This window comes from Winogradskyella epiphytica (assembly GCF_003217215.1).
In the GTDB taxonomy this organism is placed as follows: Bacteria; Bacteroidota; Bacteroidia; order Flavobacteriales; family Flavobacteriaceae; genus Winogradskyella; species Winogradskyella epiphytica.
Genome location: NZ_QJTD01000002.1, coordinates 689,115 through 715,191 on the forward strand (window position 1 = coordinate 689,115; position 26,077 = coordinate 715,191).

At 33.3% G+C, this 26,077-nt stretch carries 30 protein-coding genes; 22 read left to right on the forward strand and 8 right to left on the reverse strand.

The features are described from left to right. Positions 1–125 precede the first annotated feature (125 nt). The 6 genes from DFQ11_RS08205 to DFQ11_RS08230 all read left to right on the forward strand — a co-directional run bounded on the left by DFQ11_RS08205 (position 126) and on the right by DFQ11_RS08230 (position 4,069). Positions 126–857, forward strand: coding sequence for a class I SAM-dependent methyltransferase (locus tag DFQ11_RS08205; RefSeq protein ID WP_110475366.1), 732 nt, complete (start codon positions 126–128; stop codon positions 855–857). Between the two features lie 7 nt (positions 858–864). Then, a complete protein-coding gene (locus DFQ11_RS08210; protein WP_110475367.1) occupies positions 865–1,539 on the forward strand; it encodes a ZIP family metal transporter in 675 nt (224 codons plus the stop codon). Between the two features lie 20 nt (positions 1,540–1,559). Further along, positions 1,560–1,988: a DUF4268 domain-containing protein gene (locus DFQ11_RS08215; protein ID WP_110475368.1), complete on the forward strand. Its 429-nt coding sequence runs from the start codon at positions 1,560–1,562 to the stop codon at positions 1,986–1,988. 289 nt (positions 1,989–2,277) lie between these two features. After that, positions 2,278–2,658: a hypothetical protein gene (locus DFQ11_RS08220; protein ID WP_110475369.1), complete on the forward strand. Its 381-nt coding sequence runs from the start codon at positions 2,278–2,280 to the stop codon at positions 2,656–2,658. A gap of 199 nt (positions 2,659–2,857) precedes the next feature. Next, positions 2,858–3,304 carry a DIP1984 family protein gene (locus tag DFQ11_RS08225; protein WP_110475370.1) on the forward strand — a complete coding sequence of 149 codons (447 nt, stop codon included), beginning with the start codon at positions 2,858–2,860 and terminating at the stop codon, positions 3,302–3,304. A gap of 219 nt (positions 3,305–3,523) precedes the next feature. Then, the gene (locus DFQ11_RS08230) at positions 3,524–4,069 is read left to right on the forward strand and encodes a GNAT family N-acetyltransferase (RefSeq protein ID WP_229791248.1); all 546 of its coding nucleotides are present in this window, start codon (positions 3,524–3,526) and stop codon (positions 4,067–4,069) included. A gap of 41 nt (positions 4,070–4,110) precedes the next feature. On the opposite strand, the gene DFQ11_RS08235 is transcribed toward DFQ11_RS08230, so the two are convergent. Further along, positions 4,111–4,842 (reverse strand): energy transducer TonB, encoded by a 732-nt coding sequence (locus DFQ11_RS08235; protein ID WP_110475371.1) that lies wholly within the window; start codon positions 4,840–4,842, stop codon positions 4,111–4,113. Positions 4,843–5,105: 263 nt separating this feature from the next. Here DFQ11_RS08235 and DFQ11_RS08240 point away from each other — a divergent pair, with 263 nt between their 5' ends. From DFQ11_RS08240 to DFQ11_RS08255, 4 genes are all read left to right on the forward strand, one after another. Beyond that, positions 5,106–5,495, forward strand: coding sequence for a hypothetical protein (locus tag DFQ11_RS08240; RefSeq protein ID WP_110475372.1), 390 nt, complete (start codon positions 5,106–5,108; stop codon positions 5,493–5,495). 47 nt (positions 5,496–5,542) lie between these two features. Continuing rightward, positions 5,543–6,142, forward strand: coding sequence for a hypothetical protein (locus DFQ11_RS08245; protein WP_110475373.1), 600 nt, complete (start codon positions 5,543–5,545; stop codon positions 6,140–6,142). Continuing rightward, positions 6,139–6,825 carry a HEAT repeat domain-containing protein gene (locus tag DFQ11_RS08250; protein ID WP_110475374.1) on the forward strand — a complete coding sequence of 229 codons (687 nt, stop codon included), beginning with the start codon at positions 6,139–6,141 and terminating at the stop codon, positions 6,823–6,825. Before DFQ11_RS08245 ends, DFQ11_RS08250 begins: the two co-directional genes overlap by 4 nt. A 198-nt stretch (positions 6,826–7,023) precedes the next feature. Next, positions 7,024–7,698 (forward strand): lysoplasmalogenase, encoded by a 675-nt coding sequence (locus DFQ11_RS08255; RefSeq protein WP_110475375.1) that lies wholly within the window; start codon positions 7,024–7,026, stop codon positions 7,696–7,698. 160 nt (positions 7,699–7,858) lie between these two features. Here DFQ11_RS08255 and DFQ11_RS08260 read toward each other — a convergent pair whose 3' ends face one another. Beyond that, the gene (locus tag DFQ11_RS08260; protein ID WP_110475376.1) at positions 7,859–9,130 is read right to left on the reverse strand and encodes an NAD(P)/FAD-dependent oxidoreductase; all 1,272 of its coding nucleotides are present in this window, start codon (positions 9,128–9,130) and stop codon (positions 7,859–7,861) included. Positions 9,131–9,265: 135 nt separating this feature from the next. Here DFQ11_RS08260 and DFQ11_RS08265 point away from each other — a divergent pair, with 135 nt between their 5' ends. Both DFQ11_RS08265 and DFQ11_RS08270 read left to right on the forward strand, forming a co-directional pair. Then, a complete protein-coding gene (locus tag DFQ11_RS08265; protein ID WP_110475377.1) occupies positions 9,266–9,760 on the forward strand; it encodes an RNA polymerase sigma factor in 495 nt (164 codons plus the stop codon). Between the two features lie 4 nt (positions 9,761–9,764). Continuing rightward, positions 9,765–10,397, forward strand: coding sequence for a hypothetical protein (locus tag DFQ11_RS08270; RefSeq protein ID WP_110475378.1), 633 nt, complete (start codon positions 9,765–9,767; stop codon positions 10,395–10,397). 262 nt (positions 10,398–10,659) lie between these two features. Here DFQ11_RS08270 and DFQ11_RS08275 read toward each other — a convergent pair whose 3' ends face one another. Together DFQ11_RS08275 and DFQ11_RS08280 are read right to left on the reverse strand one after the other, a co-directional pair. Further along, the gene (locus tag DFQ11_RS08275) at positions 10,660–11,460 is read right to left on the reverse strand and encodes a lysophospholipid acyltransferase family protein (protein ID WP_110475379.1); all 801 of its coding nucleotides are present in this window, start codon (positions 11,458–11,460) and stop codon (positions 10,660–10,662) included. Between the two features lie 46 nt (positions 11,461–11,506). After that, a complete protein-coding gene (locus tag DFQ11_RS08280) occupies positions 11,507–12,151 on the reverse strand; it encodes an NUDIX hydrolase (protein WP_110475380.1) in 645 nt (214 codons plus the stop codon). A 2-nt stretch (positions 12,152–12,153) separates the two neighbouring features. Here DFQ11_RS08280 and DFQ11_RS08285 point away from each other — a divergent pair, with 2 nt between their 5' ends. Both DFQ11_RS08285 and DFQ11_RS08290 read left to right on the forward strand, forming a co-directional pair. Next, positions 12,154–12,867, forward strand: coding sequence for a peptidylprolyl isomerase (locus DFQ11_RS08285; protein ID WP_110475381.1), 714 nt, complete (start codon positions 12,154–12,156; stop codon positions 12,865–12,867). 222 nt (positions 12,868–13,089) lie between these two features. Further along, positions 13,090–15,237: a M3 family metallopeptidase gene (locus tag DFQ11_RS08290; protein ID WP_110475382.1), complete on the forward strand. Its 2,148-nt coding sequence runs from the start codon at positions 13,090–13,092 to the stop codon at positions 15,235–15,237. 154 nt (positions 15,238–15,391) lie between these two features. Here the strand turns inward: DFQ11_RS08290 and DFQ11_RS08295 are convergent, their stop codons facing one another. After that, positions 15,392–15,811, reverse strand: a complete 420-nt coding sequence (locus DFQ11_RS08295) for a hypothetical protein (protein ID WP_110475383.1) — start codon at positions 15,809–15,811, stop codon at positions 15,392–15,394. 216 nt (positions 15,812–16,027) lie between these two features. Here DFQ11_RS08295 and DFQ11_RS08300 point away from each other — a divergent pair, with 216 nt between their 5' ends. Then, a complete protein-coding gene (locus DFQ11_RS08300; protein WP_110475384.1) occupies positions 16,028–17,026 on the forward strand; it encodes a lipoate--protein ligase in 999 nt (332 codons plus the stop codon). Between the two features lie 61 nt (positions 17,027–17,087). Here DFQ11_RS08300 and DFQ11_RS08305 read toward each other — a convergent pair whose 3' ends face one another. After that, positions 17,088–17,711, reverse strand: a complete 624-nt coding sequence (locus DFQ11_RS08305; RefSeq protein ID WP_110475385.1) for a trimeric intracellular cation channel family protein — start codon at positions 17,709–17,711, stop codon at positions 17,088–17,090. 152 nt (positions 17,712–17,863) lie between these two features. Further along, positions 17,864–18,580, reverse strand: coding sequence for an RDD family protein (locus tag DFQ11_RS08310; RefSeq protein WP_110475386.1), 717 nt, complete (start codon positions 18,578–18,580; stop codon positions 17,864–17,866). Positions 18,581–18,615: 35 nt separating this feature from the next. Between DFQ11_RS08310 and DFQ11_RS08315 the strand changes: the two genes are divergently transcribed. From DFQ11_RS08315 to DFQ11_RS08345, 7 genes are all read left to right on the forward strand, one after another. Beyond that, positions 18,616–19,632, forward strand: coding sequence for a stage II sporulation protein M (locus tag DFQ11_RS08315; RefSeq protein WP_110475387.1), 1,017 nt, complete (start codon positions 18,616–18,618; stop codon positions 19,630–19,632). Then, positions 19,629–20,519, forward strand: coding sequence for a hypothetical protein (locus tag DFQ11_RS08320; protein ID WP_110475388.1), 891 nt, complete (start codon positions 19,629–19,631; stop codon positions 20,517–20,519). Before DFQ11_RS08315 ends, DFQ11_RS08320 begins: the two co-directional genes overlap by 4 nt. Next, positions 20,520–21,254, forward strand: coding sequence for a DUF4129 domain-containing protein (locus DFQ11_RS08325; RefSeq protein ID WP_110475389.1), 735 nt, complete (start codon positions 20,520–20,522; stop codon positions 21,252–21,254). Further along, entirely contained in the window at positions 21,251–22,453 is a 1,203-nt protein-coding gene (locus tag DFQ11_RS08330; RefSeq protein WP_110475390.1) for a DUF4350 domain-containing protein, read from the forward strand. The genes DFQ11_RS08325 and DFQ11_RS08330 overlap by 4 nt, the downstream gene beginning before the upstream one ends. A gap of 2 nt (positions 22,454–22,455) precedes the next feature. Beyond that, positions 22,456–23,454: an AAA family ATPase gene (locus tag DFQ11_RS08335; protein WP_110475391.1), complete on the forward strand. Its 999-nt coding sequence runs from the start codon at positions 22,456–22,458 to the stop codon at positions 23,452–23,454. 33 nt (positions 23,455–23,487) lie between these two features. Then, positions 23,488–24,819, forward strand: a complete 1,332-nt coding sequence (locus tag DFQ11_RS08340; RefSeq protein ID WP_110475392.1) for a DUF58 domain-containing protein — start codon at positions 23,488–23,490, stop codon at positions 24,817–24,819. 179 nt (positions 24,820–24,998) lie between these two features. Continuing rightward, positions 24,999–25,439: a DUF2141 domain-containing protein gene (locus tag DFQ11_RS08345; RefSeq protein WP_110475393.1), complete on the forward strand. Its 441-nt coding sequence runs from the start codon at positions 24,999–25,001 to the stop codon at positions 25,437–25,439. Positions 25,440–25,513: 74 nt separating this feature from the next. Here DFQ11_RS08345 and DFQ11_RS08350 read toward each other — a convergent pair whose 3' ends face one another. After that, positions 25,514–25,993 carry a Dps family protein gene (locus tag DFQ11_RS08350; RefSeq protein WP_110475394.1) on the reverse strand — a complete coding sequence of 160 codons (480 nt, stop codon included), beginning with the start codon at positions 25,991–25,993 and terminating at the stop codon, positions 25,514–25,516. Positions 25,994–26,077: the final 84 nt, after the last annotated feature.

Sequence of the window (26,077 nt, forward strand, 5' to 3'; positions counted from 1 at the left end):
ACAAGGTTTTTACGAATCTAAATGAAGAAATTATTCGTTTCGATATCAAATATGATGAGTTTATAGGTCTCATACAAACAACAATTAATTAAAAATAGAATTCCTGCATAAGTAGGAAATAAATAATGACACAATCAACGCAACAATGGTACGCTTCATGGTTTGATACACCTTACTACCATATTTTATATAAAGATAGAGATTACGCCGAAGCACAAGTGTTTATGGACAATCTTACCAACTACCTCAACATTCCAGAGAAAGGTAAAATATTAGATTTAGCTTGTGGAAAAGGTAGACATTCCATCTATTTAAATTCTCTAGGTTTCAATGTAACTGGAATTGATTTATCTGAACAAAGTATTGCTCACGCCAAGCAATTTGAGAACGAAACCTTAAAGTTTGACGTACACGATATGAGCAAACCATATCCTGATACTTTTGATGCCGTTTTTAACCTATTTACTAGCTTTGGGTATTTTGAAGATGAGAGTTGCAACCTAAGCACTATTGCGTCGATAAGAGATGCACTAAGTGATTTTGGTTTCGGAGTTATTGACTTTATGAACGTCAATTATGTGATAGATAATTTAGTTCCTGAAGACGTTAAAACAGTTGAAGGCATTGACTTCCACCAAAAACGAAGCCATAAAGATGGATATATAATTAAAGATATAAGTTTTGAAGCTGACGGAGAGTCTTTTCAATTTCAAGAGCGTGTAAAAGCGTTTACTTTAGAAGATTTTGAAGCTCTTTTTGAAAAAGCTGGAGTACATTTATTAGATGTTTTTGGAGATTATAAATTACGTAAGTATCACCCGCAAACATCCGAACGACTTATTATGATATTTAAGTAAACGCTGAATGAAAAGCTATTTGTTACCATTATTAGCCGTTGTTATTGGAGTTATAATCGCTGTAATAACAAAAAAGCAAAATTCAACCTATACCAAACTACTCTTGTCTTTTAGTGGCGCATTTTTATTAGCGCTTACCTTTTTCGATTTACTTCCTGAAGTTTATCACCATTTAGATGCTAAACATACAGGCTTGTATATCATGTGTGGGATTTTACTTCAGATTATTTTGGAGTTATTCTCCAAAGGAGCCGAACACGGTCATATACACATCCATAAAGATAGTACCGAATTTCCATGGTTGCTATTTGTAAGCTTGTGTATTCATAGCTTTTTAGAAGGCTTTCCTATTCATCAACACAATGATATGGTATATGGTGTTCTAGTTCATAAAATTCCAATCGCCATTTTAATCACTACGTTTTTATTACAATCTAGTTATAGCAGATTTCAGATTATAGCGTTTTTAGTAGCATTTGCAGCGATGACACCACTAGGAACTTATATTTCTCATCATGCTACAATTATGGTCAATTACGTTGATGTGATAAATGCTTTTGTAATAGGTATTTTTCTACATATCTCTACAACTATTTTATTTGAAACTGGAGAAGGTCATAAATTTAATTTATCTAAGTTAGTAGCCATCTCGTTAGGAATTTTAATTGCTTATTTTATCTAATCAATTCAAAACTTTAAGCTTTGTTTTCAAAAGAAGAATCAAGACAGATACGACAAGAATTTTGGACCAGTTTTGGAAAGTCTTTTCCAAGGAAATGGCTCCTATATAACACTAAAATTAAAGGGCTTTCATTTAAATTTCATTTCGACACGAAGTCGGCATTAGTTGCATTAGACCTTGAAGATGATCTCGAAAACCGTATTAATTGTTGGGAAAAGTTAGTCGCTTTAAAAGGAATTTTACAAGGTGAATATTTGCCAGAGGTGATATATGAAGAAGCTTACTTTCTAGAAAATGGTAAAGAAATATCACGAATTTATTTACCACTACATCAGAAAGTATCCATTCATAACAAAAACACCTGGCAAGATGTTATGATATTCTTCAATGATAATATGTCTTTATTTGAAGCCTTTTTTGAGGAATATAACGATATTATCAGAAGTTAGAAATCGTATAATTAAGAACTGTTTTCTTTAGCTATTTTACCCAGAACGCTTTAAGTATTCCTGTAAATTTTCTTTTCACATTATATTCGTTAACTTAGTAAAAAATGATAGATATCGTTGTGAGCAATAGATAAATGTATTGCTTTCTAATTAGTGTTAACATAAAATAATCTCTGAAATGAAACGCACTTTTTTAATTTAATTCAGCTTTGGACTTGTCGCTTGTAATAATCAACAAACGGATCAAATCAAAACATTACAAAGCAAAATAGACAGTTTAGAAATTAAATTGGCAGACACCTACAAACCTGGTTTAGGTGATTTTATGGAAACTCTTCAATACCACCATTCCAAACTATGGTTTGCTGGAAAAAATGAAAATTGGAAACTCGCCGATTTTGAAATTCACGAACTCATGGAGACCGTTGAAGATATTGAGACTTTTCATGCTGGAAGAAAAGATATCGAAATGATAAACATGATAAAACCTGCTCTAGATAGTGTGAATAATGCTATTGCACAGCAAAATACCGATGTGTTTGAAAGTAGTTTTTCTTTTCTTACTAATACCTGTAATCAATGTCATCAAGCCACAGGTTATGAGTTTAATAGAGTAAAGACACCTGAAACTTCTCCTTTTAGCAATCAAGACTTTAGGCCTATTGAATAAATACTAGAGATTTTTAGTACTCTAAACATTTTAAAATTTCAAAGTATTATAGATACATTTTTCAATTCTGTAATTGGAGTTTCAATTTCTTGTATCTTTACACCTTTAATTTGTGGAACTTCTAATCGAAGGTTAAACAGACTCCGATTTGAAATTCAAATGTGACTTATTCGAAGTATAACAAACTAAATCTTTAAAAATGAAACTTGCTGAAGGACTTTTATTAAGAGCAGACCTATTGAAGAAAATTGAACATCTTCAAAATAGAATAAGACCTATATTAATAGTATCTGACGATAAGCTGCCTCAAGAAGACCCAGATAAGCTACTTGCACAATTAAGAAAGGCCATACAAGATTTAGAAACCTTAATCATTCGAATAAACAAAACAAATAACGAAACTAATGTTGAAGGCGAAGGCACACTTATGGAAGCGCTAGCTAAACGCGATTCATTAAAAATGCTTTCGGAAAAGTTAAGAAACATAAGATTTGCAGCACAAATAAATAATAGTGGAGAGAAAAACCTTAAAACCACTATTGACATAAAAAAGCTACAAAGTGAAATGGATCAAACAGGTCGAGCTTTTAGAGAGATTGATAGTAAGATTCAAGAAATTAATTGGCTCACTGAGCTTAAAGATTAAGCCGAAAGGCGGAATGATCGGGGCGAGTGCCAGCCCCTTTTTGTTTGGTGTGGTTTTCGGGGTAAATTGAAAACTCTACCAAATCACGAGCTGCTTGGGTTGCGGCAAAATGTATTGTTTAAGACCCATTACTGCTTACCGATTACAAACGTATAGCTTAAAAATTACTACCAGGTACTGACCGATCATTTTTTTATTATCCCAAATAAATATAACCAAGTGTACAATAATACAATTACCTCTTCCAAAATTATAGAAACTGAGCGTCTTTATTTAAGACCCATCACTGAGCATGATACACTTGACTTCTTTGAATTAGATTCTAATCCTGATGTTCATACATTTCTTGGACAACGCCCTATTACTAGAATTGAACAATCTCAAGCCATGATCTTAAGCATTATGGAGCAATATAATATTTCGGGATTTGGACGTTTAGCCATTGTTGATAAATTAACGGACCACTTTATCGGTTGGACGGGCTTGAAGTATGCCAAGGGGCTTAAATCTACAACTCCGTACTACGACTTAGGCACTAGAATTAAAGAGCAATATTGGGGAAAAGGCTATGCTTCTGAAGCCGCAATGGCCTCCTTAGAATACGGTTTTAAAAACCTAAAACTTAATGAAATTTGCGCCGTTGCCAATGTCAAAAATATGGCTTCTAATACTATTTTAACAAAAATAGGAATGCAGGTTGAAAGTACGTTCGAATATAATGGTGATTGGCTTAATTGGTACGTTAAGAAAAATCCATACCTCTAAAGCATATAACTATTATACACGTTGCTTTTTTTGGTGGCCAACTATTGATCTCTTAACTTAAAAGTGATAGGGACGCTATAAGGGACGCCTACATTCCGATTCCTTTGTTGCCCTGGCTCCATTTTAGGTAAGAGGTTTATAATGCGCTCCGCTTCCTTTTCCAATAATTTATCGGGGCCTCTACTTTTCACGTTGGTGACATACCCATTCTTGTCAATTAAAAAGAAAACAAAAACTTTCCCTTGAATATTTAAGTCTATAGCGGTCTCAGGATATCTAAAATTTTTCAATAAATGTTCAGTCATTTTCTTTTGAAAGCAAGCTTTTAAGGCTTCATTATCTCCTGTACAGCCAGGAAATTGTGGTACTTTTTCAATTACGGCAAACGGCACCTCTATATCCTCTTCAACTTCTTCAACAGCTACTTCTTCAATTTCAATTTCTCGTTCTTCAATCACATCTTCTTGACTAATTTCTGTACTTTCAATGACCGTTTCTTCCACATCTTCAACATCGTCTACAATTTTAATAGTCTCTGTAAAAGTTTGTGGTGGCGACGGTGGAGGTGGTGGCGGAATATTAATTGTTGTGATTGGTATATCCTCATCCGCTATTTCATCAATCATTAAGACATCAATCTTAGTGGATCCTCTGTCGTAAGTTTTATGTTCTAACCCTAAATAAGTTAAGAGCAACATAACGTTAAGGCCAACAGCAAAGTATAAACTGCTATTCCGACCTACATTGGCTTTGATATTTTTCTTGAGTTCCATGACCTTTATTTTTTACTATTAAATTAATCATCATAAGCCTTAAAAGATATGATATCCGTCATGTTTAACTCAAAATCAACACTTTACAACATAATATTTGTTTGAAAATCATTTTTTTAAAATATATAGCAACAAATAAACTTTGCCATGGAACTGAATCTATTAAGTGCGATTGAATTTCCGTCCAAAATAAAAATCAGTTTTAAGCAAAATTTAAGTATTCTGTGTTGAATTGAATATATTTGAGTGTTAACAGTAACTCGATGAAACTCACGAAAATATTTATATTGACAATTGGATTCATAACGCTGATTGGGTGTGGAACCAATGACCAGAAAAATAATTTAATCGGAATTTGGGAATCATACGAAACTCATCACACGAAAGTTGCTTTGACTTTTTACAAGGATTCAGTCAGTACGGAATCTTTCGGAGGAGAAATGCGTACGAATTCTAAATGGAAGGTTGATGAAAGTAAAATTTATCTCAAACAGGTTCAACATAAAGACATAATTTTAAAAAACAACTTGAATTATGAATATGAACTAAATAAAACAAAGGACACGATGTGGATTAAAGTTGATAATGGGACTGTAAATGAATTTACCACTATGAAAAAAGTGACTGAAAATCCATTTACATCTGAATTATAAAACTCTACTAAAAATACCATGTATAATATTTAACACAGTACTGAAAATTGAAGTCAGGAAAGGAAAAATTTAAATATGTCTATGTTGAGAATGACGGAACAGTGCGTGAATTAAATAAAGACGAAATTGAATATTTGCAAACGGAATTTGAGCCAACAGATGGAGCACGACCTTACGTCAAGAATAGTTATAATCAACTAACACCTAACAAAAAGATTTTAGGTTTCCTTCATCGAAGCAAAGTTCTAAAAGAAATGGAAATAATAAATACTGATTTGAGGTATACAGAAATGCGATTCCCAATTGGTATTTATGAATCAAATATAGCCATAGAATTACCTGTCGGAAGTTATAGCATTAAAGTACTTGGAGGCTGGAGTGTTTCTGTCGGTGATTTTTCAATCCAATTTAGGAACAAAGAAAATGGTAAAACTATAACGCCAAGACTTACGAAATGGAAATTCCAATCATATGAGTTTGGGGAAAGGGCAAAAAAAATAATGACCCTTGACAACGCAGAACGTGGAATCTATTATATTGAATTCAAAAATCAAAAGAAATTGAAAGTAAAACATTCGAATTTGTTTATCACTCGATTATTTAAACAAGAATTACCAAATGAAAAACTAAAAATTTGGATAGGATGAAAAAAAATAATGATGAATGGGTTGAGCAAATTATTAGAATCAAAGAGGAACAAGATTCCACAAATTTCGACGAAACGCAACGGATTCGAAATAAAGAAAATGAGTATATAACTATGGAATTAAGAAAAGCTGGGTTTAAAGTTTCTAGCCTATTCGATTTAATTAATTTTAATCAAACCAATTACCACTACATAGAACGCTTACTTGAAATTTTGGTATCTGATCGGTTAAGCGACACTTGGATAAAAAGCGGAATTATAAGAGCGATTACGGTTAAAAACGCCAAAGGAATTTCCGAAAAAATATTACTAGAATATTATAGTAGGTTAAAACCCAAACTAGAAAAAGATTCTATTGGTTGGAGCATTGGCAATTGGTTTGAGTGCTTCTATTCTGACACCTACTTTGGCCAAATAAGTACAATTTCAAAAAATAAAAGTAATGGAGTGTCAAGACAGATGTTCGTTATGGCTCTTGGAAAAACAAAAAAATACTATTCTGAAGCAGAAAAACTATTGCTAGACTTAACACATGACGATGAAGTTGCTCTACACGCAATCAGTGCTCTTGGAAAATTAAAGTCAAAAAAATCTATAGATCGTTTAACTGAATTAACAAGCGCTAAAAACAGTAGGCTAAAAAAAGAAGCTAAAAAATCGCTAAAAAAAATCGTAAAGGAATAATGCCTCAATCCACCTAGATTAATCAATTGCTTATTTTAGCTAACCTCCCCTCTTAACTAAGCCATTCACGAGCGGAGCGAACGGGTATCGCAAACATTCACAAAACCAATAAATACAAATTCCTGAAAGAGAATTAAAATGATACACAGACAGACCATCGCTCTATAACTAATAAGAATTAATTAAAGTACAACCAACATGTTAACCAAAACCGAAAAACAATTCAGCATACTATTCGTCATTATTGTACTAGTAGAACTATATACTGGCAGTTCAGATACACTGCGAAATTGGCATTATTTTGCCAAACCTGCTATTGTAATCAGTCTTATTATTTTTTACTTAAAAGCAGCAGCATCTATACCAAAACGTATAAAAACTTTAACGGTACTAGGTTTGTTATTCTCTGTTATGGGAGACACCTTATTGATGTTTGTAGATAAGTCAGAACACTACTTCACCTTTGGACTAATCGCTTTTCTAACAGCACATATCATGTATATTCTGGCATTTTTAAAACACAGGAATAAACAACGTTCTGTTTTAGGCATATTGGCTATACTGCTGCTATATGCCTTAGCTATATTTTATTTTCTAATCGATCATTTAGGAACCATGCTTATACCTGTAATTCTGTATATGTTGGTAATTTTATTCATGGCTACAACAGCCTATTTAAGAAAAGGAACTATCTCGCTAATCAGTTACCAACTTGTTTTTTTAGGCGCATTATTTTTTGTTGTATCGGACAGTATTTTAGCCTTAAATAAGTTTTATCAGCCTATCCCCTTTTCGGACTATAGCATCATGATTACTTATGCTTTAGCTCAATATTTAATTGTAATAGGAATTTTAAAACTGAAGTTAGATTGATTGTTGTTTCCCCTTTTCCATCTTCCCGAAGAAAGAAAACTTTCTCACTCAGTCTTACCTTTTTTTAGACCGAAGTCATAAGTCACTTTTTTAACTTCTATTTCAACTTCAATTTCAAGTTCAATTTCAATTTCAGTTTCAATTTCAATTTCAATGGTAACTACTTCTTAAAAGGTCTAATAATAAGTCGGGCTGCCTTATCAAAATTGATATAATTGTAAGTCCAATTAAATAATATAATCACCCTATTTCTAAATCCAACTAAAGACATTAAGTGAACAAACATCCAAATGAACCAAGCGAAAAATCCACTAAACTTATAATGCTTTAAATCTACAACGGCTTTATTTCGACCAATTGTAGCCATAGAGCCTTTATCCCTATAAACAAACGGCTTTAATGGTTTATTATCTATTAATCGCAATAGATTTTCACCCAATAATTTACCTTGCTGAATAGCCGGTTGTGCCACTTGTGGATGTCCTTTAGGATAGGCATCTGTAGACATTAGTGCAACATCACCAATAGCAAAAATATTGCTATATTCTTCAACTTGATTGAATTGATTCACCTTGTACCGATTGCCCCTTTCTACTAAAGCTTCTGCTTTTAAACCTTGAACTGGTGCTCCTGTAACACCCGCTGCCCAAATTAAAGTTTCAGACTCCATTATTAAATCTGAATCTGTCGTAACCGTTGACCCGTCATAATGTTTTACAATGGTGTTACAATAGACTTTCACGCCTAACTTCTTTAAAAATTTCTCAGCTTTTTTTGAAGCATGGGCGCTCATAGGAGGTAAAACGCGATCTGATCCTTCTAATAAATATATATGCATATCATCAGGGTTTAAATCATGATAATCCCTAGGTAAAATATTATTTTTCAGCTCTGCAATAGCTCCTGCGAGCTCTACACCTGTTGGACCAGCGCCAACAATTACAAAATTAAGAAAGGCTTTTCGTTCCTCTTCGGTGTCTGCTATAGCTGCTTTCTCAAAATTCTGTAATATAAGGCTACGAATATTTAAAGCTTGTGGTACCGTCTTCATTGGCATACTGAAGTTTTTGATAGCCTTATTTCCGAAATAATTGGTTTTCGTTCCCGTAGCCATTATCAAATAATCATAACTTAAATGACCAATGCTTGTGATAATTTTATTTTGTTCTGGTAGAATCTGTTCAACCTCAGTTAATCTAAAAAATGTCGTTTTATGCTTCTTTATAATCTTACGTAAAGGGTAAGCGATAGAGTCTGGCTCCAAACCCGAACTCGACACTTGATATAATAAAGGTTGAAATGTATGATAATTATGCTTGTCTATTAATACGACTTGCAAGTTTTTATTCGCTAAAGATTTCACTAAATTAATACCAGCAAAACCTCCTCCTATAATGACAACTCTGGGTAAGTTTGTCTGCGGAATATTCATTAAATGTAGATTGATGTTAGGCCCACAAAAGTAGGGATTCTGAAAACAAAAATCCTACTTTAAAACAATAGTTGAATAAATTTGTAACAAATTAGAAACTCTAACTACTAATTAGACAACCAACCTATTTACCAATTGAACAAAGAACTAGAACATAGTTTTGTAGAACAGTTGCAAAAGCATCAAAACATTGTACATAAGGTATGTCGATTATATACCAACAATGCAGATGCTCATAACGATTTGTTTCAGGAAATAACCATACAGCTCTGGCGAGCCTACCCTAAATTTAGAGGAGATGCTAAGTTTAGTACGTGGATGTACAGAGTAGGATTAAATACGGCCATTACCTTATATCGAAAATCAAAACGACGGATTAATACCCAAGCTTTTGATACGGTACAATTTAAGATTAAAGCAGAAGACTATGACGATACCGAAGAACAACAACTTAAACTGTTATACCAAGCAGTACATCAGCTAAACGATATTGAAAAAGCCTTAGTTTTCTTGTATTTAGAAGACAAAGACTATAGGGAAATAAGCGCGACTTTGGGTATTACTGAAGTGAATGCACGAGTAAAAATGAATCGTGTAAAGAAAAAATTAAAAACCATACTAAATCCGTAATATTATGGATGAATTAGAATTATTAAAGAAAGATTGGAAAAAGGCGACGACAGAATATAAAAATTATTCAGACGCTGATATTTATCCAATGCTACATAAGAAGTCCTCATCGATTGTAAGAACCTTGTATTATATAAGTCTTGCCGAATTAGGTTTTTGGATATTAATAAGTACCCTGCCGTATTTATTTAAATCGAAATTTAATGAGCAAATGGCCGAGAGCTATAAGGATCCATGGTTCACTACGCTTTCTGTATTAAGTTTCGTTATCATTTTTGTTTTTGTGTACTTATTATATGCTTCTCACAAAGCTATTTCAGTAACAGATAACGCAAAAAAACTAATGGAAAAAATCTTAAGAACTCGAAAGGTAATTAAGTATTACGTCATCTATAATTTAGTTATGATTTTTATTTCCATTCCTTTTTCATTATACCTAGAATATAATCAGAATATGGTATTCCATGACCAAATAGATGCTTTTAATACGAAGCAAATGTTTGTCTTATATGCTTCCGTAACCTTGCTAACTGGTGTATGTTTATTACTCTTCTGGTTGTTCTATAAACTTCTATATGGAATTCTCTTAAAGCGTTTAAACAGAAATTATAACGAACTAAAGAAACTTGAGGTTTGAAAGTTGGAAGTTTTGAGAAATGTAAAATTTTTGAAACTGAAAATTATTTTTTATTCTAAATAATATGATGAGAAGCCAACCGTTTTTATGCGTTTAATGTATGGTGAGGTTGGCACAGCTTAAAAAAAGCTTAGCATTGACAGTTCCTTTAAGTGCTAGTAAAAATTAATTCCGAAAATACATAAGTCTGATATTGAGTTTAACAACTAAACAACAAACGTCTAAACTCTAACAACAAACGACTAACAACTAAAAAATCAACCTACATCTCACGTAACTCTCTATTCAAACGCTCTTTTTCTTCAATTTCCTCTTGCGGAATTACCTTTAAGAATGAAGGATGTTGCTCAATAGCATATTCTATTTTTTCAACTATGCTGTCAATAGATTCGTTTTCGTAATCGATTTCTAAAGGCTCTTTAATTTCAAAAGTTTGAAAAATGTTTTTCTTTTTAACTCTAAGACCTTTTTTATCGAACGAACGTCTGAATCCATCAATTACAATAGGAACAACAACAGGTTTATAAGTTTTTATAATATGAGCTGTTCCTTTTCTAATTGGCTTAAACGGCGTTGTAGTTCCCTGTGGAAAAGTAATTACCCAACCATCATTTAATGCGGTCTTAATCATGGTAATATCACTCATTTTCACTTGTCTATTAACGTCCTTTCCTTTTGCTCGCCATGTACGCTCAATACTAATGGAGCCTGTATATGCAAATATTTTAGGAAGTAAACCAGATTTCATCGTTTCCTTTGCGGCCACATAATAGAGATTCAACTTCGGATTCCATAAATAACCAACGTTTTTGATGTTATCCAATCGCCCACTTAAACTGGCATTAAACACATGAAACATCGCAATCACATCAGCGAAATAGGTCTGGTGATTGGAAATAAATAAGACGTTAGTATCAGGAAGATTCTTTATAATTTCAGAGCCTTCAATCTGTAATTCGTTAAAACCTCTAAATCGTCTGTGTGTAAACACACCTAACAATCTAATCAACCATTTTTTAACCCAAAGTATATGTCCGAAAGGATTCTTTTTGAATAATCCCATAGTATTTTCAATTTTTTGTAACTACAAATGTAATAAATTAGAAATGCTATAAAACCTGTTTTAGCAAGTCTTTTATCTCACCGAGCATCATTGCGGTGGCTCCCCAAACAATATGTCCATTAAATTTAAATGCGGGAACCTCTAGTTCTTTACCCAAAGATGTTGGCACAGTTGTGTTTAAAGTGCTACCCTCACTTAAAAAATCCGTCAATTTTACTTCTATTATAGCTTCAACCTCTTCGTCTTGTTTTGTAAAAATTAAATACTCTTTAGAAATCCCTATATAAGGATGTACAACAAAATTACTAGGTGGAATATACAATGGCGACATCGGTTTTAAAACTTCAATATGCGCTCTAGACACTCCAATTTCTTCTTCTGTTTCCCTAATCGCCGTTTGCATTAAGTCGCCTCCATCCTCCTCTTCATACTTTCCTCCCGGAAATCCAACCTGTGCCGAGTGCACGCCTTTATACGTTTTACGCAGAATTAAAACCAAGTAAGTTTCATCGTCGGTATTGGGGTAAAATAAAGCCATAACTCCTGCTTTTCGAGCCGTTTTAGCTTTCTCTTTCATCTTTTTAGCAAGTTCTAACCTGTAAGGTGGAGACATTTTTGCGTGAGACTCTTCGCCAAAGAGCTCAAGATGTTTTATTTTTACTACCGATTCTAAAAACGTATTAAAAAGCATTTATGAGATTTTTATTAATGTTATTGGTTGCCCTTGGATTTAGCTTAACATTTTTGAATTGTGAAGATAAACAAACTTCAAAAAAAACACAGAATACTGTTATAAAAGATTCAACTGAAATAACAACTAAAACGAAGGCCAAAAAGAAAAACGAACGAAAATACCCAAAACTAACGGATGAAAATGCCATGGAATTCTTTTTAGAATACGAAAAAGAGAACCCTGAAGATATGGTGAGAATCACTACCGATTTTGGTGTTATAGATATTAAATTATACGATAAAACTAAATTCCACAGAGCTAATTTCATTTATCTTACTAAACTGAAATATTTCCATGGTACACAATTTTACAGAGTAGTAAAAGACTTTGTAATACAAGGAGGAAGTAGTGATGATTATAATATAATGACCAGACGTAAAAATATTGGCCATTACCTATTACCTCCAGATACTAAACGTGGTTACACACATAAAAGAGGTGCCATATCCATGCCAAGTAGTGAAATTGAAAACGCTTATAAATTAGCTTCGCCATACCAGTTTTTCATCGTTCAAAGTCCCAATGGCGCAGCATACTTAGATGGTGACTATACCGTTTTTGGTGAGGTGATTTCCGGAATGGACGTTGTAGATGAAATAGCTCAAGTTAAAACGGATGACGGCGAATGGCCTCTACAAAATGTATACATCAGAAAGATTGAATTGATCGAATAGGCTAGTTTTACAAGTCACATGAACCTTTTTTCTACATTAATTTTTAAATTCTTCATTATTAATAGGTCGTATTAATTCCCTAGTATATTTATAATAATAAACCGACATGAAATACGAGGAACCCCCTATAAATTATAAAATATTTAAGATTCTTCCATTGCAATTTCAGTATCTTGTTTTCTTGATTATTAACTAATTTTAAGACCTTAAAAACCAACACTAATGATTTCAAAATCACTTAAAGCTACTATTATCTGTAGCCTTGTTCTATTTTCAAGTTGTAATGAAGAGACGAACAAAACAACCGAAAAAACCATGAATGACAATGTACTTCTCCAAGAGTGGACAGGTCCTTACGAAGGGGTTCCTGCTTTTGACAAAATTTCTGTTGAGGCTATTAAACCTGCAGTAGAAGAAGCTATGAAGCTTAATCTTGCAGAAATAGAAGAAATCGCTAATAATACCGAAGCACCAACATTCGAAAACACTATTGTTGCAATGGAGAGCGCAGGTAAAACATTAGATCGTGTATTTACCTATTATGGTATTATGTCCAGCAATGTATCTTCTCCAGAATTTAGAGACGTTCAAACAGAATTAGCACCAAAGCTTTCTGAATTTAGATCTAAAATATCTCAGAATGAGAAGTTATTCCAACGTATAAAATCAGTTTATGACGCCTCTCAAAAGACACCTCTAGAGCCACAAGCGCAACGTGTTGTCGATTTAATTTATAAGCGTTTTGAAATGAATGGTGCAAATCTTGACACCGAAAAGAAAAAACGTTATGCTGAAATAGAAAAAGAACTATCTAAACTTTACACGAAATTTTCTAATAATGTCTTACATGACGAAGAAAATTACATTACCTATTTAAACGAAGATCAGCTCGGTGGCTTATCTGATGGCTTTACCAAGTCGGCTGCAAAAATTGCTGCAGACAAAGGTCAGGAAGGTAAATACGCTATCACAAATACGCGTTCATCAATGGATCCTTTCCTTACCTACTCTACAGAGCGTGAATTACGTAAACAAGTATGGACAAATTATTACTCTAGAGGAGATAATAATGATGAATACGACAACAAAGAGATTATTGCAGAGATATTAAAACTGCGTAAAGAGCGTGTTGGTTTAATGGGTTATGATAATTATGCGGAGTGGAGATTGCAAGATCGTATGGCAAAGAATCCAGAAAATGCAATGGATTTAATGCTTAAAGTTTGGCCTGCGGCAACAGCTAGAGTAAAAGAAGAGGTTGCAGATATGCAAACGGTAGCTAATGAATTAGGAGATAAAATTACTATTGAACCATGGGATTACAGATACTACGCAGAAAAAGTTCGTAAAAAGAAATACGATTTAGATAGTGATGAAGTTAAGCAGTATCTCCAATTAGATAAATTAACAGACGCCATGTTCTTTACGGCTGGTGAATTATTTAACTATAAATTCACACCGGTTGAAGAAGATTCAGTACCTGTATTTCATGAAGATGTTAAGGTTTGGGAAGTCACGGATAAAGACTCAGGAAAACATATTGGACTTTGGTATTTAGATCCATTTTCTCGTGAAGGAAAACGTTCTGGAGCTTGGGCTACAACGTACAGAAGCTATACCTCGTTTGAAGGTGAAACTAATGTGTTAGCCTCTAATAACTCTAACTTTGTAAAGCCAGCACCTGGAGAGGCTGTATTAGTGTCTTGGGATGATGCAACGACCTTTTTCCATGAGTTCGGACATGCGCTTCACTTCTTCTCTGCAGATGTAAAGTATCCAACCCTTAACGGTGGTGTAAGAGATTATACGGAGTTCCAGTCGCAATTATTAGAGCGTTGGTTATCTACAGATAAAGTAATCAATCAATTTTTAGTGCACTATAAAACTGGTGAGCCAATTCCAGCATCATTAGTTGAAAAAATTAAAAATGCTTCAACTTTTAACCAAGGATTCGGCACTACAGAATATTTAGCTTCAGCATTAATTGATATGAAGCTCCACTTAGCAGATCCAACGGATATTGATATTGCTAATTTTGAGCGTGAGACATTAGCTGAATTAGGAATGCCTAAAGAATTACCAATGCGTCATAGAACACCACATTTTGGTCATGTATTTTCTGGCGAAGGTTATGCCACAGCTTATTACGGTTATATGTGGGCCGATGTGTTAACAAGTGATGCCTCTGAAGCTTTTAGAGAAGCTGAAGGTGGATTCTATGATAAAGAAGTTGCAGCTAAATTAGTAAAGTATTTGTTCGCACCTCGTAATGCTATGGATCCTGCTGAAGCTTATAGAAAATTCAGAGGACGTGATGCTAAGATTGATGCTTTAATGCGCGATCGCGGATTTCCGGTGACAAAGAAATAATCACCATTGACCGTGTCTATATACAATTGATAAAATTGAATGGACACTATATAACATTTACAAACACCTTAGATTACTTCTACTAATGAAGATACTCTAAGGTGTTTTTTTATATCTAATTCGAAACAATACTCTTAACTTCGATGGACTCAGACTACAACCATTTTTTAATTAAATAACCCACCACGTAGCCATAAACCGCATGCGCAAAGGTCCAATACACCCAAGCCATAAGATCATTAACTGCTGGTGGTTGATCAGACAAAGCTGTTAAAAAAAACAAGGCGCCTCCACCAATGGTATACACTAAAATATAAGGCCTAATCCTTTCTTCTAATTTAAACGATTTTAAAATATGATAAAGGGCAACTACACTTACAATACAAGTTATAAAGTGAAACACATACCCAAACAACCATTCCGGCCTTAAAGCATTAAGGATAGGAATATAATCAAAGTTAAACAGTAAAATATACGCGGTATTACCCGTTAGAAGAATAACAATTTTTAGAATTAGCATTAATACTATACCAGCAATAAGACCTATGGAGATTAGTTTTAATAGTTGCTTCATAATTTTTACAATATTACAAGTTTTGAGAATCAACAAACAAATTGACAATCATTACCTTAATCTTCTAAAGATATTCGATTAATTGAAAATCAATCCATCACAAATAATATTTTTTGACTCTATCCTTAAAAATATCACCATCCAATTAATCAGAAAACCCTATTTAAACGCTAGTTCAATTTCTTTATCTTTGTGTATCATCTAACAGACATACTTATGATTTTTATTGACAATGAAGGCCACACCAACCCCAAATTAAATCTTGCTTTAGAAGAGTATGCCTTAAGACATTTTGATACGTCAACAGATTATCTTCTATTTTATATCAACGAACCTTCAATTATCATTGGTAGAAATCAAAATACGATTGAAGAAATTAATCAAGACTATATAGATCGTCATAATATTCATGTGGTGAGACGGATTTCCGGTGGAGGTGCTGTGTATCATGATTTAGGCAATTTAAATTTTAGTTTTATTACTAATCACGATGGAAAAAGTATCAGCAATTTTAAAAAATTTACTGCGCCAGTTATTCGAGTATTAAACAAAATGGGAGTTACAGCAGAACTAAAAGGTCGTAATGACATTTTAGTAGAGGATAAGAAAATTTCTGGAACCGCACAGTTTTCTACAGGAAAACGAATGATAAGCCATGGCACACTCCTATTTGACACCGATATGAGCGAAGTGGCTAAGGCTCTTCAAGTGAAACAGAGTAAAATTGAGTCGAAAGGTCACAAATCAGTACGGAGTCGTGTTGCAAATATTAGTGAGTTTTTAAAGGCCAAGATGACTATGCAGGCCTTTAAACAGCAATTACTGATTGGTTTATATGAAGCTAGTGAACCTTTTGAAACCTACAAACTAACTGATGCTGAATGGCAAGCTGTTCATGATTTAAAAGCTGAAAAATACGATTTATGGGAGTGGAACTATGGGCGTTCACCTAAATTTAATATTCAGCGTAATAAGCGTTTTTCAGTTGGCGAAATTGATCTTCGTATTTATGTTGAAAAAGGTCATATTTCCGAAGTTAAAATATTTGGCGATTTCTTTGGAAGACAACCAATTGAAGACCTTGAAAATTTACTTCAAGGTGTGCGATACGATAAGGATGAAATCAAAAAAACTATAGATAATATCGCTATTGAAAACTATTTTGGTAAGTTAGAAAAGCCTGAGTTTTTGAATCTTGTTTACGGAACGGATTAACCATTATCAGACTGGCATGACTAGCTGTTTCTGATATCACTAATTTGAAACAAAGGATCTCTTAAGGCTCTATGACGTCTTCTTTCTTATATAAATTAGGTAAACTAATTTCAAACTTTACGGCCAAAATCCTCACTAGGATAACTACAAGACCAGCAATAACAAAAAGGTAATTTTGACTCTCTAAATGCTCGCGTAGAAGAAAATAGGTTGCTCCACCTAATATACAGGCTGTTGCATATATTTCTTTTCTAAAAATCACAGGGATTTCATTACACAGAATATCTCTAAGAACACCTCCAAAACAAGCGGTCATAGTTCCTAAGGCAATACAAATAATTGGGTGCAAATTGGCATGAAGACCAGTTTCAATACCAATTACTGTAAAGACACCAATCCCGATAGTATCAAATAGAAACAATGATTTTCTCAAATAGCTAATCCATCTTCTAAATACTACGGCGAAAATAGTAGAACCAACAATCACGTAGATATAGGTGATGTCTTTCATCCATACGACAGGATTCACACCAACCATAACATCTCGTAATGTACCACCACCTACAGCCGTAACCGAAGCAATAATTAGCACACCAAAAGGGTCCATTCGTTTATTCATAGCAACGAGTGCACCTGAAATGGCAAAGGCAATAGTTCCTATAATATCTGTAATTTGAAAAAACATGTCTCTTTATTAATTTCTGCCTTATCTACACCTTATTTATCGCAGCGATAAGAAGGTCTTTTAAATATTCAATCGATTATAAGAACTACAATAACTAAGCTCTATATAAATAATTTGTAAAATTTTCAAAAATATGAAAATTGGTTATCTGCTTACATGTTTTGGGTATAATAATTATAATCTTTTATAACCGTAGCAATAAAGTCTATAGGTTTTTCTTGGGTTTCAATGGCCATAACTTTTATTAGGCGATGATGCAAATTCAAAATAATATTGTGATTCCCCTTTCTTATAGCTTCATCATATAAGTTCTTAACGGTTTGCATATCACTATCATTTAATAGCGTTACTTGACTATAAGTTGGTACATAGTTTACAGGGATCTCTGTAACAAGCGTATCTTCAATTGTTAATTTTTGCTTTTCACTAATCACTGTAGTTCCGGCAGCAATATCACCAAGTCGTTGTCCATTTCCTTTTATTAAAATAGTAATGGCTGCTACACTTCCTGAGGTTAAAGCCACATCAACTATACGTAATATCCATCTCACAAAGTAATTTGCAAAACTTGGTGTAGAACCATCAAGCTTTACAACTCGAGTCTTCATTATCATTTTGCCAACAGTTTTGCCATTCCAGAACGTTTCAAGCAATACATAGTATAAAAATGCTGGTAAAGTAACTAACAAATAAATTGCCCAGGCGTCTCCCAAATCTAAATTTAGCTGCATTAAAAGTAGAATTGCGCAAATAGAATAAAGCATGATAACAACACTATCTATTAGGTAGCCTAACATCCTGTCGCCTATACTAGCTACATTTTGATTAACCCCTACATTTTGGGCTGTTTCTATTTGAAATTCATCCATATTTTCTTTTCTTTGAAAACCTAAAAGGGATTATAATGCGCGAAGCTGCTTTTGTTAAGCAAAATAAAGACAAATGGTTAGAATTTGAAAACATTCTATCAAATAAAACTCAAATAGATCCCGATGAGCTTTCCGATCTGTATATTGAAGTCACAGATCATCTAAGTTATGCCCAAACTTTTTACGCCAATAGCAATACCGAACGTTACTTAAACCAAATAGCATCTTCCGCCCATCAACGCATTTATAAAACAAAAAAAGAAGCCAAGAACAGACTTTTCACTTTCTTTAAGACTGAATTCCCAACAATGTTTTATAATCATCACCGGGAACTCCTTATTACCTTCTTAACTTTCTCTCTATTTGTAATTGTAGGTGCTTTTTCAGCGGCAAGTGAAGGCGATTTTGTGCGTTCATTCCTTGGTGATGGTTATGTTAATATGACGATGCAAAATATAGCCAATGGTGATCCTATGGCTGTATATAAGCAACAGGGTGAATTTAATATGTTTCTTGGCATCACACTTAACAATATAAAGGTGGCACTTTTTGCCTTTGGATATGGAATCTTATTAGGTATAGGAACTTTATATATTCTAATGCGGAACGCGATTATGTTAGGGAGTTTCCAATACTTTTTCTACGATCAAGGGTTACTATGGGAATCCGCAAGAACCATATGGATACACGGAACCATTGAAATTTCTGTAATTATTATTGCGGGATGTGCAGGACTAGTTATGGGTAACAGTATGTTATTTACAGGCACATACCCTCGTCTTGAATCGTTTAAGCGAGGGGTTATCAATGGCTTAAAGATTTTAATGAGCACCATACCATTCTTTATAATTGCTGGATTCCTAGAAGGTTTTGTTACGAGACATACCGAAATGCCAGATTGGCTAGCTATATTAATAATCTCAAGTTCATTGGCGCTAATCATATTTTACTACGTAATTTACCCCATCCAATTAAACAAAAAACTTAAGCAAAATAAACAATCTAAAAATACCACAACACTAACCAACCCCCATCTAACCAATTTATCATGAGTAAGACTTTTATCGAATTTAGAAAACAACGCGATTTCAATAGTATATTTACCGACACATTTGGTTTTATCAGAAACGAATTTAAACCTTTTATAAAAACCGTCTTTAATATTGCAGGACCTGCGATTGTCATCTTTATGCTGTCTCTTGCCGCTTATAATTACATTGCTGGTGATATCATGAATTTCACAGGATTTAATAGCGGTTCTGGCCTAAACACTAGTAGTCCCTTTGCTATTTTTACTGCATTAATATTGTACTTCCTGTCTGCAATTGCTGCTTATATTTTCACCGTTTCTTCAGTTCTTTATTATATCAAATCTTACGTGGACAATAAAGGCGCAATAGACGCATCAGAAATAAAAGCCAATGTGTACCAGTCGTTTTGGTCCTTTTTAGGACTAAGTTTTCTAAAAGGTGCTACTTTATTTATTGCAGTATTGCTTTGCGTAGTCCCTGTGCTTTATGCGATGATACCCATGGCTATACTCTTTAGTGTTTATGTGTTTGAACCGAGACGTTCCACAACAGATGCCTTCAGCCAAAGTTTTACATTAGCTAATGCCGACTTTTGGACGGCCTTTGGTGCATTTATTGTCCTAGGAATAATATACTATGTTTTAGGAATGGTATTTTCAATTCCTTCTGTTGTATATGCTATGGTAAGTTCAGGTATTTTCTCTGGTGAAGTGGATCCTGCTAATTTAAGTAGCATTTCTGCAGACCCTATTCTTATTCTTCTAAATGTATTAAACACCTTCTTTCAATTCCTATTAAATATTATCTTAATGGTTGCGGGAGCTGTTATTTATTTTCATCTACACGAAAAAGTCAACTTCACAGGTACTTACGACCGTATTAGCAAAATTGGTAAAACTGAAGAATAAATGTTGGTTTATAAATGGTTACTTCTTTGTATTTGTATTGGGCAATTTTCTGTTGCGCAGCAAAAAGGGCATTCGGTAATCTTTGATGATACCGAAGTTGAAAAGCAAATAATTTCTGAAGACCATTTAGACAAGTATAAATCGGATGATGATTTTAACTATGAAGAATCTATAGCTGAAGAAAACTTCTTAGATAAGGCTTATCGTTGGTTTCAAAATCTATTAAAACAATTCTGGGAAGCCATTTTTGGAGTGGGCTCAGCGTCAGGGTTTCTGTATTTTGTCTTTAGGGTGTTGCCTTATATTATATTAGGCGTATTAGTCTTTCTATTAATTCGCTTTTTCTTAAAAGTAAATTCTAACAACTTAATTTCTAAAGCCAAAGAACAAGGTTCTATTTCATTTTCAGAAGAAGAACAAATCATTAAAAATGAAGATATTCCCGCATTAATTAAAGAAGCAATCAATCAAAATAATTACAGGTTAGCGATTCGCTACTATTATCTTCTTTCGCTTAAACTTATGGCCGAAAGCGAAGTTATTTCGTGGCAACCCCAAAAAACAAATGACGATTACATCAATGAAATAAAGAAAGACCACTTAAAAACTGACTTTAAAAACATCACAAGAATTTATGATTATGTGTGGTATGGTGAGTTTAATGTAGACGCAAATAGGTTCGAAACCTTAAGACTTCCTTTTGAAAATCTCAATAAAACATTTACAACGCGATGAGTAAAAAAGGAAAAACATATATCATCCTCGTGGCACTAACTCTTTTTGTTATTGTTGCATTAGAAATGAGTAAACCAAAACAGATTAATTGGTTTCCTTCATACGCTACGCATCATAAAATCCCCTTTGGTTCTTATGTATTTAATCAAGAACTCAATCGGTTGGCTGATAATGTATCCTCTATTGACCGTCCTCCTTTTGAATACTTAAATGAAAATAATATAGAAGGAACCTATCTGTTTTATAATGGTGATATTGAGTTCGGAAAGGAAGAACTTAATAGTTTATTAGACTGGGTGAATAAGGGAAATACGCTCGTGGTCTCTTCTGCAAATTTTGAAAAGAAATTATTAGATACTTTAAACTTAACGACCACATCAGTAAATACTTTTGGAAACTTTAATAATGAATATCAAGTAAAACTTGTGAACCCTTTGTTAGACGATTCTAAAACTTATAAATACGACAGACCGACAACCTTTTTTCACTTCAACAAAATAGACACTTTACAAACTTCTGTTCTGAGTTTTATTGACACTTATAGAGGTGAGAACAAACCTATAGAAGACTCTTTAATCAACAGTATAAAACAACCTTTTGGTGATGGTGAGATTATGCTGAGCACCTTCCCACAAGCCTTTAGCAATTACTTTATACTTAAGACGCCGAATCAAAATTATACAGCCGGATTTTTATCTTATATAGATACTTCGAAGCCCATTTATGTAGATACATTTCATAAATCAGGCAAGGTGTTTTATACCTCACCCTTGTATTTGTTCTTAAATACAAAATCACTCAAATGGGCATATTATATGGTTCTAATAGGTGCCGTAATTTATATTATTTTTGAAGGAAAACGGAAGCAACGAGCTATACCTGTCGTAAAACCATTAAGGAATCAGACCGTAGGTTTTACTAGAACTATTGCAAATATGTACTATGAAAGTGGAAAACATAAGGATATTTCAAATCATAAAATCCAACATTTCCAAGAGTATATACGAAACACTTTACATCTTTCAACAGCGGAAATAAACACTAGTTTCATTAAAAACTTAGCAGCCCGAAGCAATAATACGATTGAAGACACACAAGAATTATTTGAATTTATTGACAGCATTAATCATAAAACTGAAATAAGCAAAGTCGAATTAGAAAGGCTAAATAGCTTAATAGAAAAATATAAATCCCTTTAAAAATGGAAGAAAACGATATAGAAAATAACGATTCATTATTTGACAATAGAATTCAGTTAGAAGAATTAAAAAATGCCGTAGAAAGCATTAAAAGCGAATTACGAAAAGTTATAATTGGTCAAGATAATTTTGTTGAATTATTAATTGTAGCCTTGTTAGCAGATGGTCACGTTTTAATTGAAGGTGTTCCCGGTATTGCAAAAACGGTTACCGCAAAGCTTTTTGCCAAAGTTTTAAAAACGGAATTCAGCCGAATACAATTTACGCCAGATTTAATGCCTAGTGATGTATTAGGAACTTCAGTTCTAAACATGAAAACCTCAGAATTTGAGTTTAAAAAAGGTCCTATCTTTTCAAATATTGTTTTAATTGACGAAATCAATAGAGCACCTGCAAAAACACAGGCTGCCTTATTTGAAACCATGGAGGAACGTCAGGCTACTATAGATGGAAATACGTATTCGTTCAGCAATCCTTTTATGGTTTTAGCAACACAAAACCCAATAGAACAAGAAGGTACTTACGCATTACCCGAAGCTCAATTAGACCGATTTATATTTAAAATTAAAGTTGACTATCCATCATTAGAAGATGAAATAAAGATTATTGCTACACATCATGAGCGTAAGGGTGAGAAACCTCAAACCAAAATTAACACCGTTCTAGATACAGCCTCCCTCGAAGATTATAAAAACAAAACACAGGCTATTCACGTAGAAGAAAAGATTATCAAATATATTGCTGAAGTGGTTTCAAAAACTCGAAATCACCCACATTTATATCTCGGTGGCTCTCCAAGAGCTTCTATCGCCATTCTAAATACTTCAAAAGCGTTTGCAGCCATAAATGGACGTGATTTTGTTATACCAGAAGATGTCAAAAAATCCTTAAACCCTGTCCTCAATCATCGTCTTATTCTAACTCCAGAACGTGAAATGGAAGGAATGACTACTGAAAAGGTAATTGAAATGATAGTGCAGTCGGTAGAAGTACCTCGTTAATTGTAGTTTACAGTCACAGCAAGGAAATTTAATATGAATTTTATCAAATCATTATATATTCACAAACAACTATATATTTATATAGCTGTGACCGCTGTGTGCTTCTTAATATCCTATTGGGTGCCTTTATTATATCCTTTAGCCTGGATATTAATATGTATTATTGTCGTGGTATTATTTTTGGATTTACTTCTACTGTACCAACCCAAAAATGCTATTAATGCGCGTCGAATTTTACCCGATAAATTTTCAAATAGCGATAATAATCCTGTACCTATAACAATTTCAAATAAATATAGTTTTAAAACTTATATTGATGTCATTGACGAATTACCAGTACAATTTCAAAGGCGAGATTTTTTATATCAAGTTGCTTTAAAACCAAATGAAAATCATGACTTTGATTATTTAGTGAAACCTGTAGATCGTGGTGAATACTATTTTGGCCATCTCAATATATTTGTGTCTTCTGCATTAAAAATCATAAAACGTAAGTATCAGTTTCAGAATCAGCAAATGGTAATGGTATACCCTTCTATTATTCAAATGCAGAAATATGATTTCTTAGCAATTAGCAATTCACTTACGGAATTTGGTCTAAAAAAAATAAGGCGGATTGGAAATACGTCAGAATTTGAACAAATTAAAGATTATGTGAATGGCGATGATTTTAGAACTGTGAATTGGAAAGCCACAGCCAAACGTGGACAGTTAATGGTTAATCAGTATCAAGATGAAAAATCACAACCTATTTATTCGATAATTGACACTGGTAGAGTAATGAAAATGCCTTTTAACGGTTTAAAATTGCTTGACTATGCTATTAATTCAACTTTAGCTTTTAGCAACGTTGCCCTTAAAAAACATGATAAAGTTGGAATGATCTCGTTCTCAAAAAAGGTTGACACACTTTTACCTGCCGTACAAAAACTAACTTATCTCAATCGAATTTTAGAAGCATTATATAATATAGACACTCAGTTTAACGATAGCGATTTCGGATTACTCTATGCGCAATTAAAACGAAAGGTAACACATCGCAGTTTACTATTATTATATACTAACTTTGAACATATTAGTGCATTGAAGCGACAAATGCCCTACTTACAAGCTATTTCTAAAAAGCATATGCTTGTAGTGGTATTGTTCGAGAATACAGAACTCGATACCATCTTAAAAGAGCATGCCGAAGATTTACAATCCATTTACCATAAAACCATCGCAGAAAAGTTTGCTTACGAAAAGCGATTAATGGTCAAAGAACTTCAAAAGCACGGCATACAGTCTATATTAACCACTCCTGAAAACCTAACCATCAATACAATTAATAAGTATTTAGAAATTAAAGCGAGAGGGCTTTTATAATACTTTAGCCTCCCAACCGCCATTATGATAGCGGTCCTATTTCCTATTTATTTTGAAATAATCTAATTGAAGCAATCCACCATTCATTATTTTTAAGTACCTTAAAGTGTCTGTCGCTCTGATCATTAATTCACCCGACTGAGCGAACGATATTAAATTTCACTTTAAACTTAAATCTTATGGAATCACTAATTAGCCAACAGTTTAAAAATTTGTTTTTAACCGGCGCATTGCTATTAACTGTATTATTTGGATTCTCTCAAGATTCTGGCCTTAGCATAACCGTCACCATAGATAATGTTAATAACGACAATGGTAAAGTGATCATGGGGCTTCATACTAAAGACACCTTTATGAAAAGTGCAGGAATAATGAATAGTACATCTGAAATAAAGGATGGAAAAGTCAGTATTACTTTTGACAATGTGAAACCAGGTAATTACGCTATTATGGCCTTACACGATGAAAATGAAAATGGACGAATGGATTTTATTGACAACGGAATGCCTAAAGAATCGTATGGAATGTCTAATAATCCCATGTCATTTGGTCCTCCGGTTTATGAAGATGCAGAATTTACAGTTTCTGATGAGAATTTAGAATTACATATCCGATTCTAAACTCCTATACCATAATACTTAAAACAAAAAAGACTGCTCAATGCAGTCTTTTTTTAATTTATATAAAATACGTATTAAACGGTTTCGCCTAAATAAGCTTTTAGCATCCAAACTGTTTTCTCTTGTTCAGTAATAAAATCACTCATCATAGAGTTAGTACCTTCATCATTAGCATCAGCGGATGCATCTAAGATATTACGTTCAATTTTCAATAATTCTGTAAGAGAGTCTACTATTAATTGTACCGCCTTATCTGCTTTAGAAACATCTTTTCCTACTGGCACTTTTCCAGCTTTCGTATAATCATCGAAAGTGTGCAATGGTGTCTCGCCTAGCGTTAAAATACGTTCTGCAATTTCATCGACCTTTATATTCGCGTCGGTATAAAGTTCTTCAAACTTCACATGTAAATCGAAAAATGCAGGTCCTTGGATATTCCAATGTACACCTCTTAAATTTTGATAATACAATTGAAAATTAGCCAATAATTTGTTCAAGTCTTTTGCTATTATTTTGGTCTTTTTGGTATCTAAACCTATACTATTTACTGTCATGATTACTGTTTTTTAATGTTACTCAAATTTACGAATCATTTAAGCTTCATAAAGCATAGTTTTTATGAATAGTTTTAATACTTT

Coding starts and splice junctions, on each gene's coding strand:
- DFQ11_RS08320 (WP_110475388.1), top strand. CDS start 19,629: ATGAGTAAGACTTTTATCGAATTTAGAAAACAACGCGATTTCAATAGT.
- DFQ11_RS08350 (WP_110475394.1), bottom strand. CDS start 25,993: ATGACAGTAAATAGTATAGGTTTAGATACCAAAAAGACCAAAATAATA.
- DFQ11_RS08315 (WP_110475387.1), top strand. CDS start 18,616: ATGCGCGAAGCTGCTTTTGTTAAGCAAAATAAAGACAAATGGTTAGAA.
- DFQ11_RS08205 (WP_110475366.1), top strand. CDS start 126: ATGACACAATCAACGCAACAATGGTACGCTTCATGGTTTGATACACCT.
- DFQ11_RS08305 (WP_110475385.1), bottom strand. CDS start 17,711: ATGTTTTTTCAAATTACAGATATTATAGGAACTATTGCCTTTGCCATT.
- DFQ11_RS08210 (WP_110475367.1), top strand. CDS start 865: ATGAAAAGCTATTTGTTACCATTATTAGCCGTTGTTATTGGAGTTATA.
- DFQ11_RS08270 (WP_110475378.1), top strand. CDS start 9,765: ATGGATGAATTAGAATTATTAAAGAAAGATTGGAAAAAGGCGACGACA.
- DFQ11_RS08255 (WP_110475375.1), top strand. CDS start 7,024: ATGTTAACCAAAACCGAAAAACAATTCAGCATACTATTCGTCATTATT.
- DFQ11_RS08340 (WP_110475392.1), top strand. CDS start 23,488: ATGAATTTTATCAAATCATTATATATTCACAAACAACTATATATTTAT.
- DFQ11_RS08280 (WP_110475380.1), bottom strand. CDS start 12,151: ATGCTTTTTAATACGTTTTTAGAATCGGTAGTAAAAATAAAACATCTT.
- DFQ11_RS08325 (WP_110475389.1), top strand. CDS start 20,520: ATGTTGGTTTATAAATGGTTACTTCTTTGTATTTGTATTGGGCAATTT.
- DFQ11_RS08300 (WP_110475384.1), top strand. CDS start 16,028: ATGATTTTTATTGACAATGAAGGCCACACCAACCCCAAATTAAATCTT.
- DFQ11_RS08260 (WP_110475376.1), bottom strand. CDS start 9,130: ATGAATATTCCGCAGACAAACTTACCCAGAGTTGTCATTATAGGAGGA.
- DFQ11_RS08335 (WP_110475391.1), top strand. CDS start 22,456: ATGGAAGAAAACGATATAGAAAATAACGATTCATTATTTGACAATAGA.
- DFQ11_RS08225 (WP_110475370.1), top strand. CDS start 2,858: ATGAAACTTGCTGAAGGACTTTTATTAAGAGCAGACCTATTGAAGAAA.
- DFQ11_RS08250 (WP_110475374.1), top strand. CDS start 6,139: ATGAAAAAAAATAATGATGAATGGGTTGAGCAAATTATTAGAATCAAA.
- DFQ11_RS08285 (WP_110475381.1), top strand. CDS start 12,154: ATGAGATTTTTATTAATGTTATTGGTTGCCCTTGGATTTAGCTTAACA.
- DFQ11_RS08235 (WP_110475371.1), bottom strand. CDS start 4,842: ATGGAACTCAAGAAAAATATCAAAGCCAATGTAGGTCGGAATAGCAGT.
- DFQ11_RS08275 (WP_110475379.1), bottom strand. CDS start 11,460: ATGGGATTATTCAAAAAGAATCCTTTCGGACATATACTTTGGGTTAAA.
- DFQ11_RS08290 (WP_110475382.1), top strand. CDS start 13,090: ATGATTTCAAAATCACTTAAAGCTACTATTATCTGTAGCCTTGTTCTA.
- DFQ11_RS08330 (WP_110475390.1), top strand. CDS start 21,251: ATGAGTAAAAAAGGAAAAACATATATCATCCTCGTGGCACTAACTCTT.
- DFQ11_RS08240 (WP_110475372.1), top strand. CDS start 5,106: ATGAAACTCACGAAAATATTTATATTGACAATTGGATTCATAACGCTG.
- DFQ11_RS08310 (WP_110475386.1), bottom strand. CDS start 18,580: ATGGATGAATTTCAAATAGAAACAGCCCAAAATGTAGGGGTTAATCAA.
- DFQ11_RS08345 (WP_110475393.1), top strand. CDS start 24,999: ATGGAATCACTAATTAGCCAACAGTTTAAAAATTTGTTTTTAACCGGC.
- DFQ11_RS08295 (WP_110475383.1), bottom strand. CDS start 15,811: ATGAAGCAACTATTAAAACTAATCTCCATAGGTCTTATTGCTGGTATA.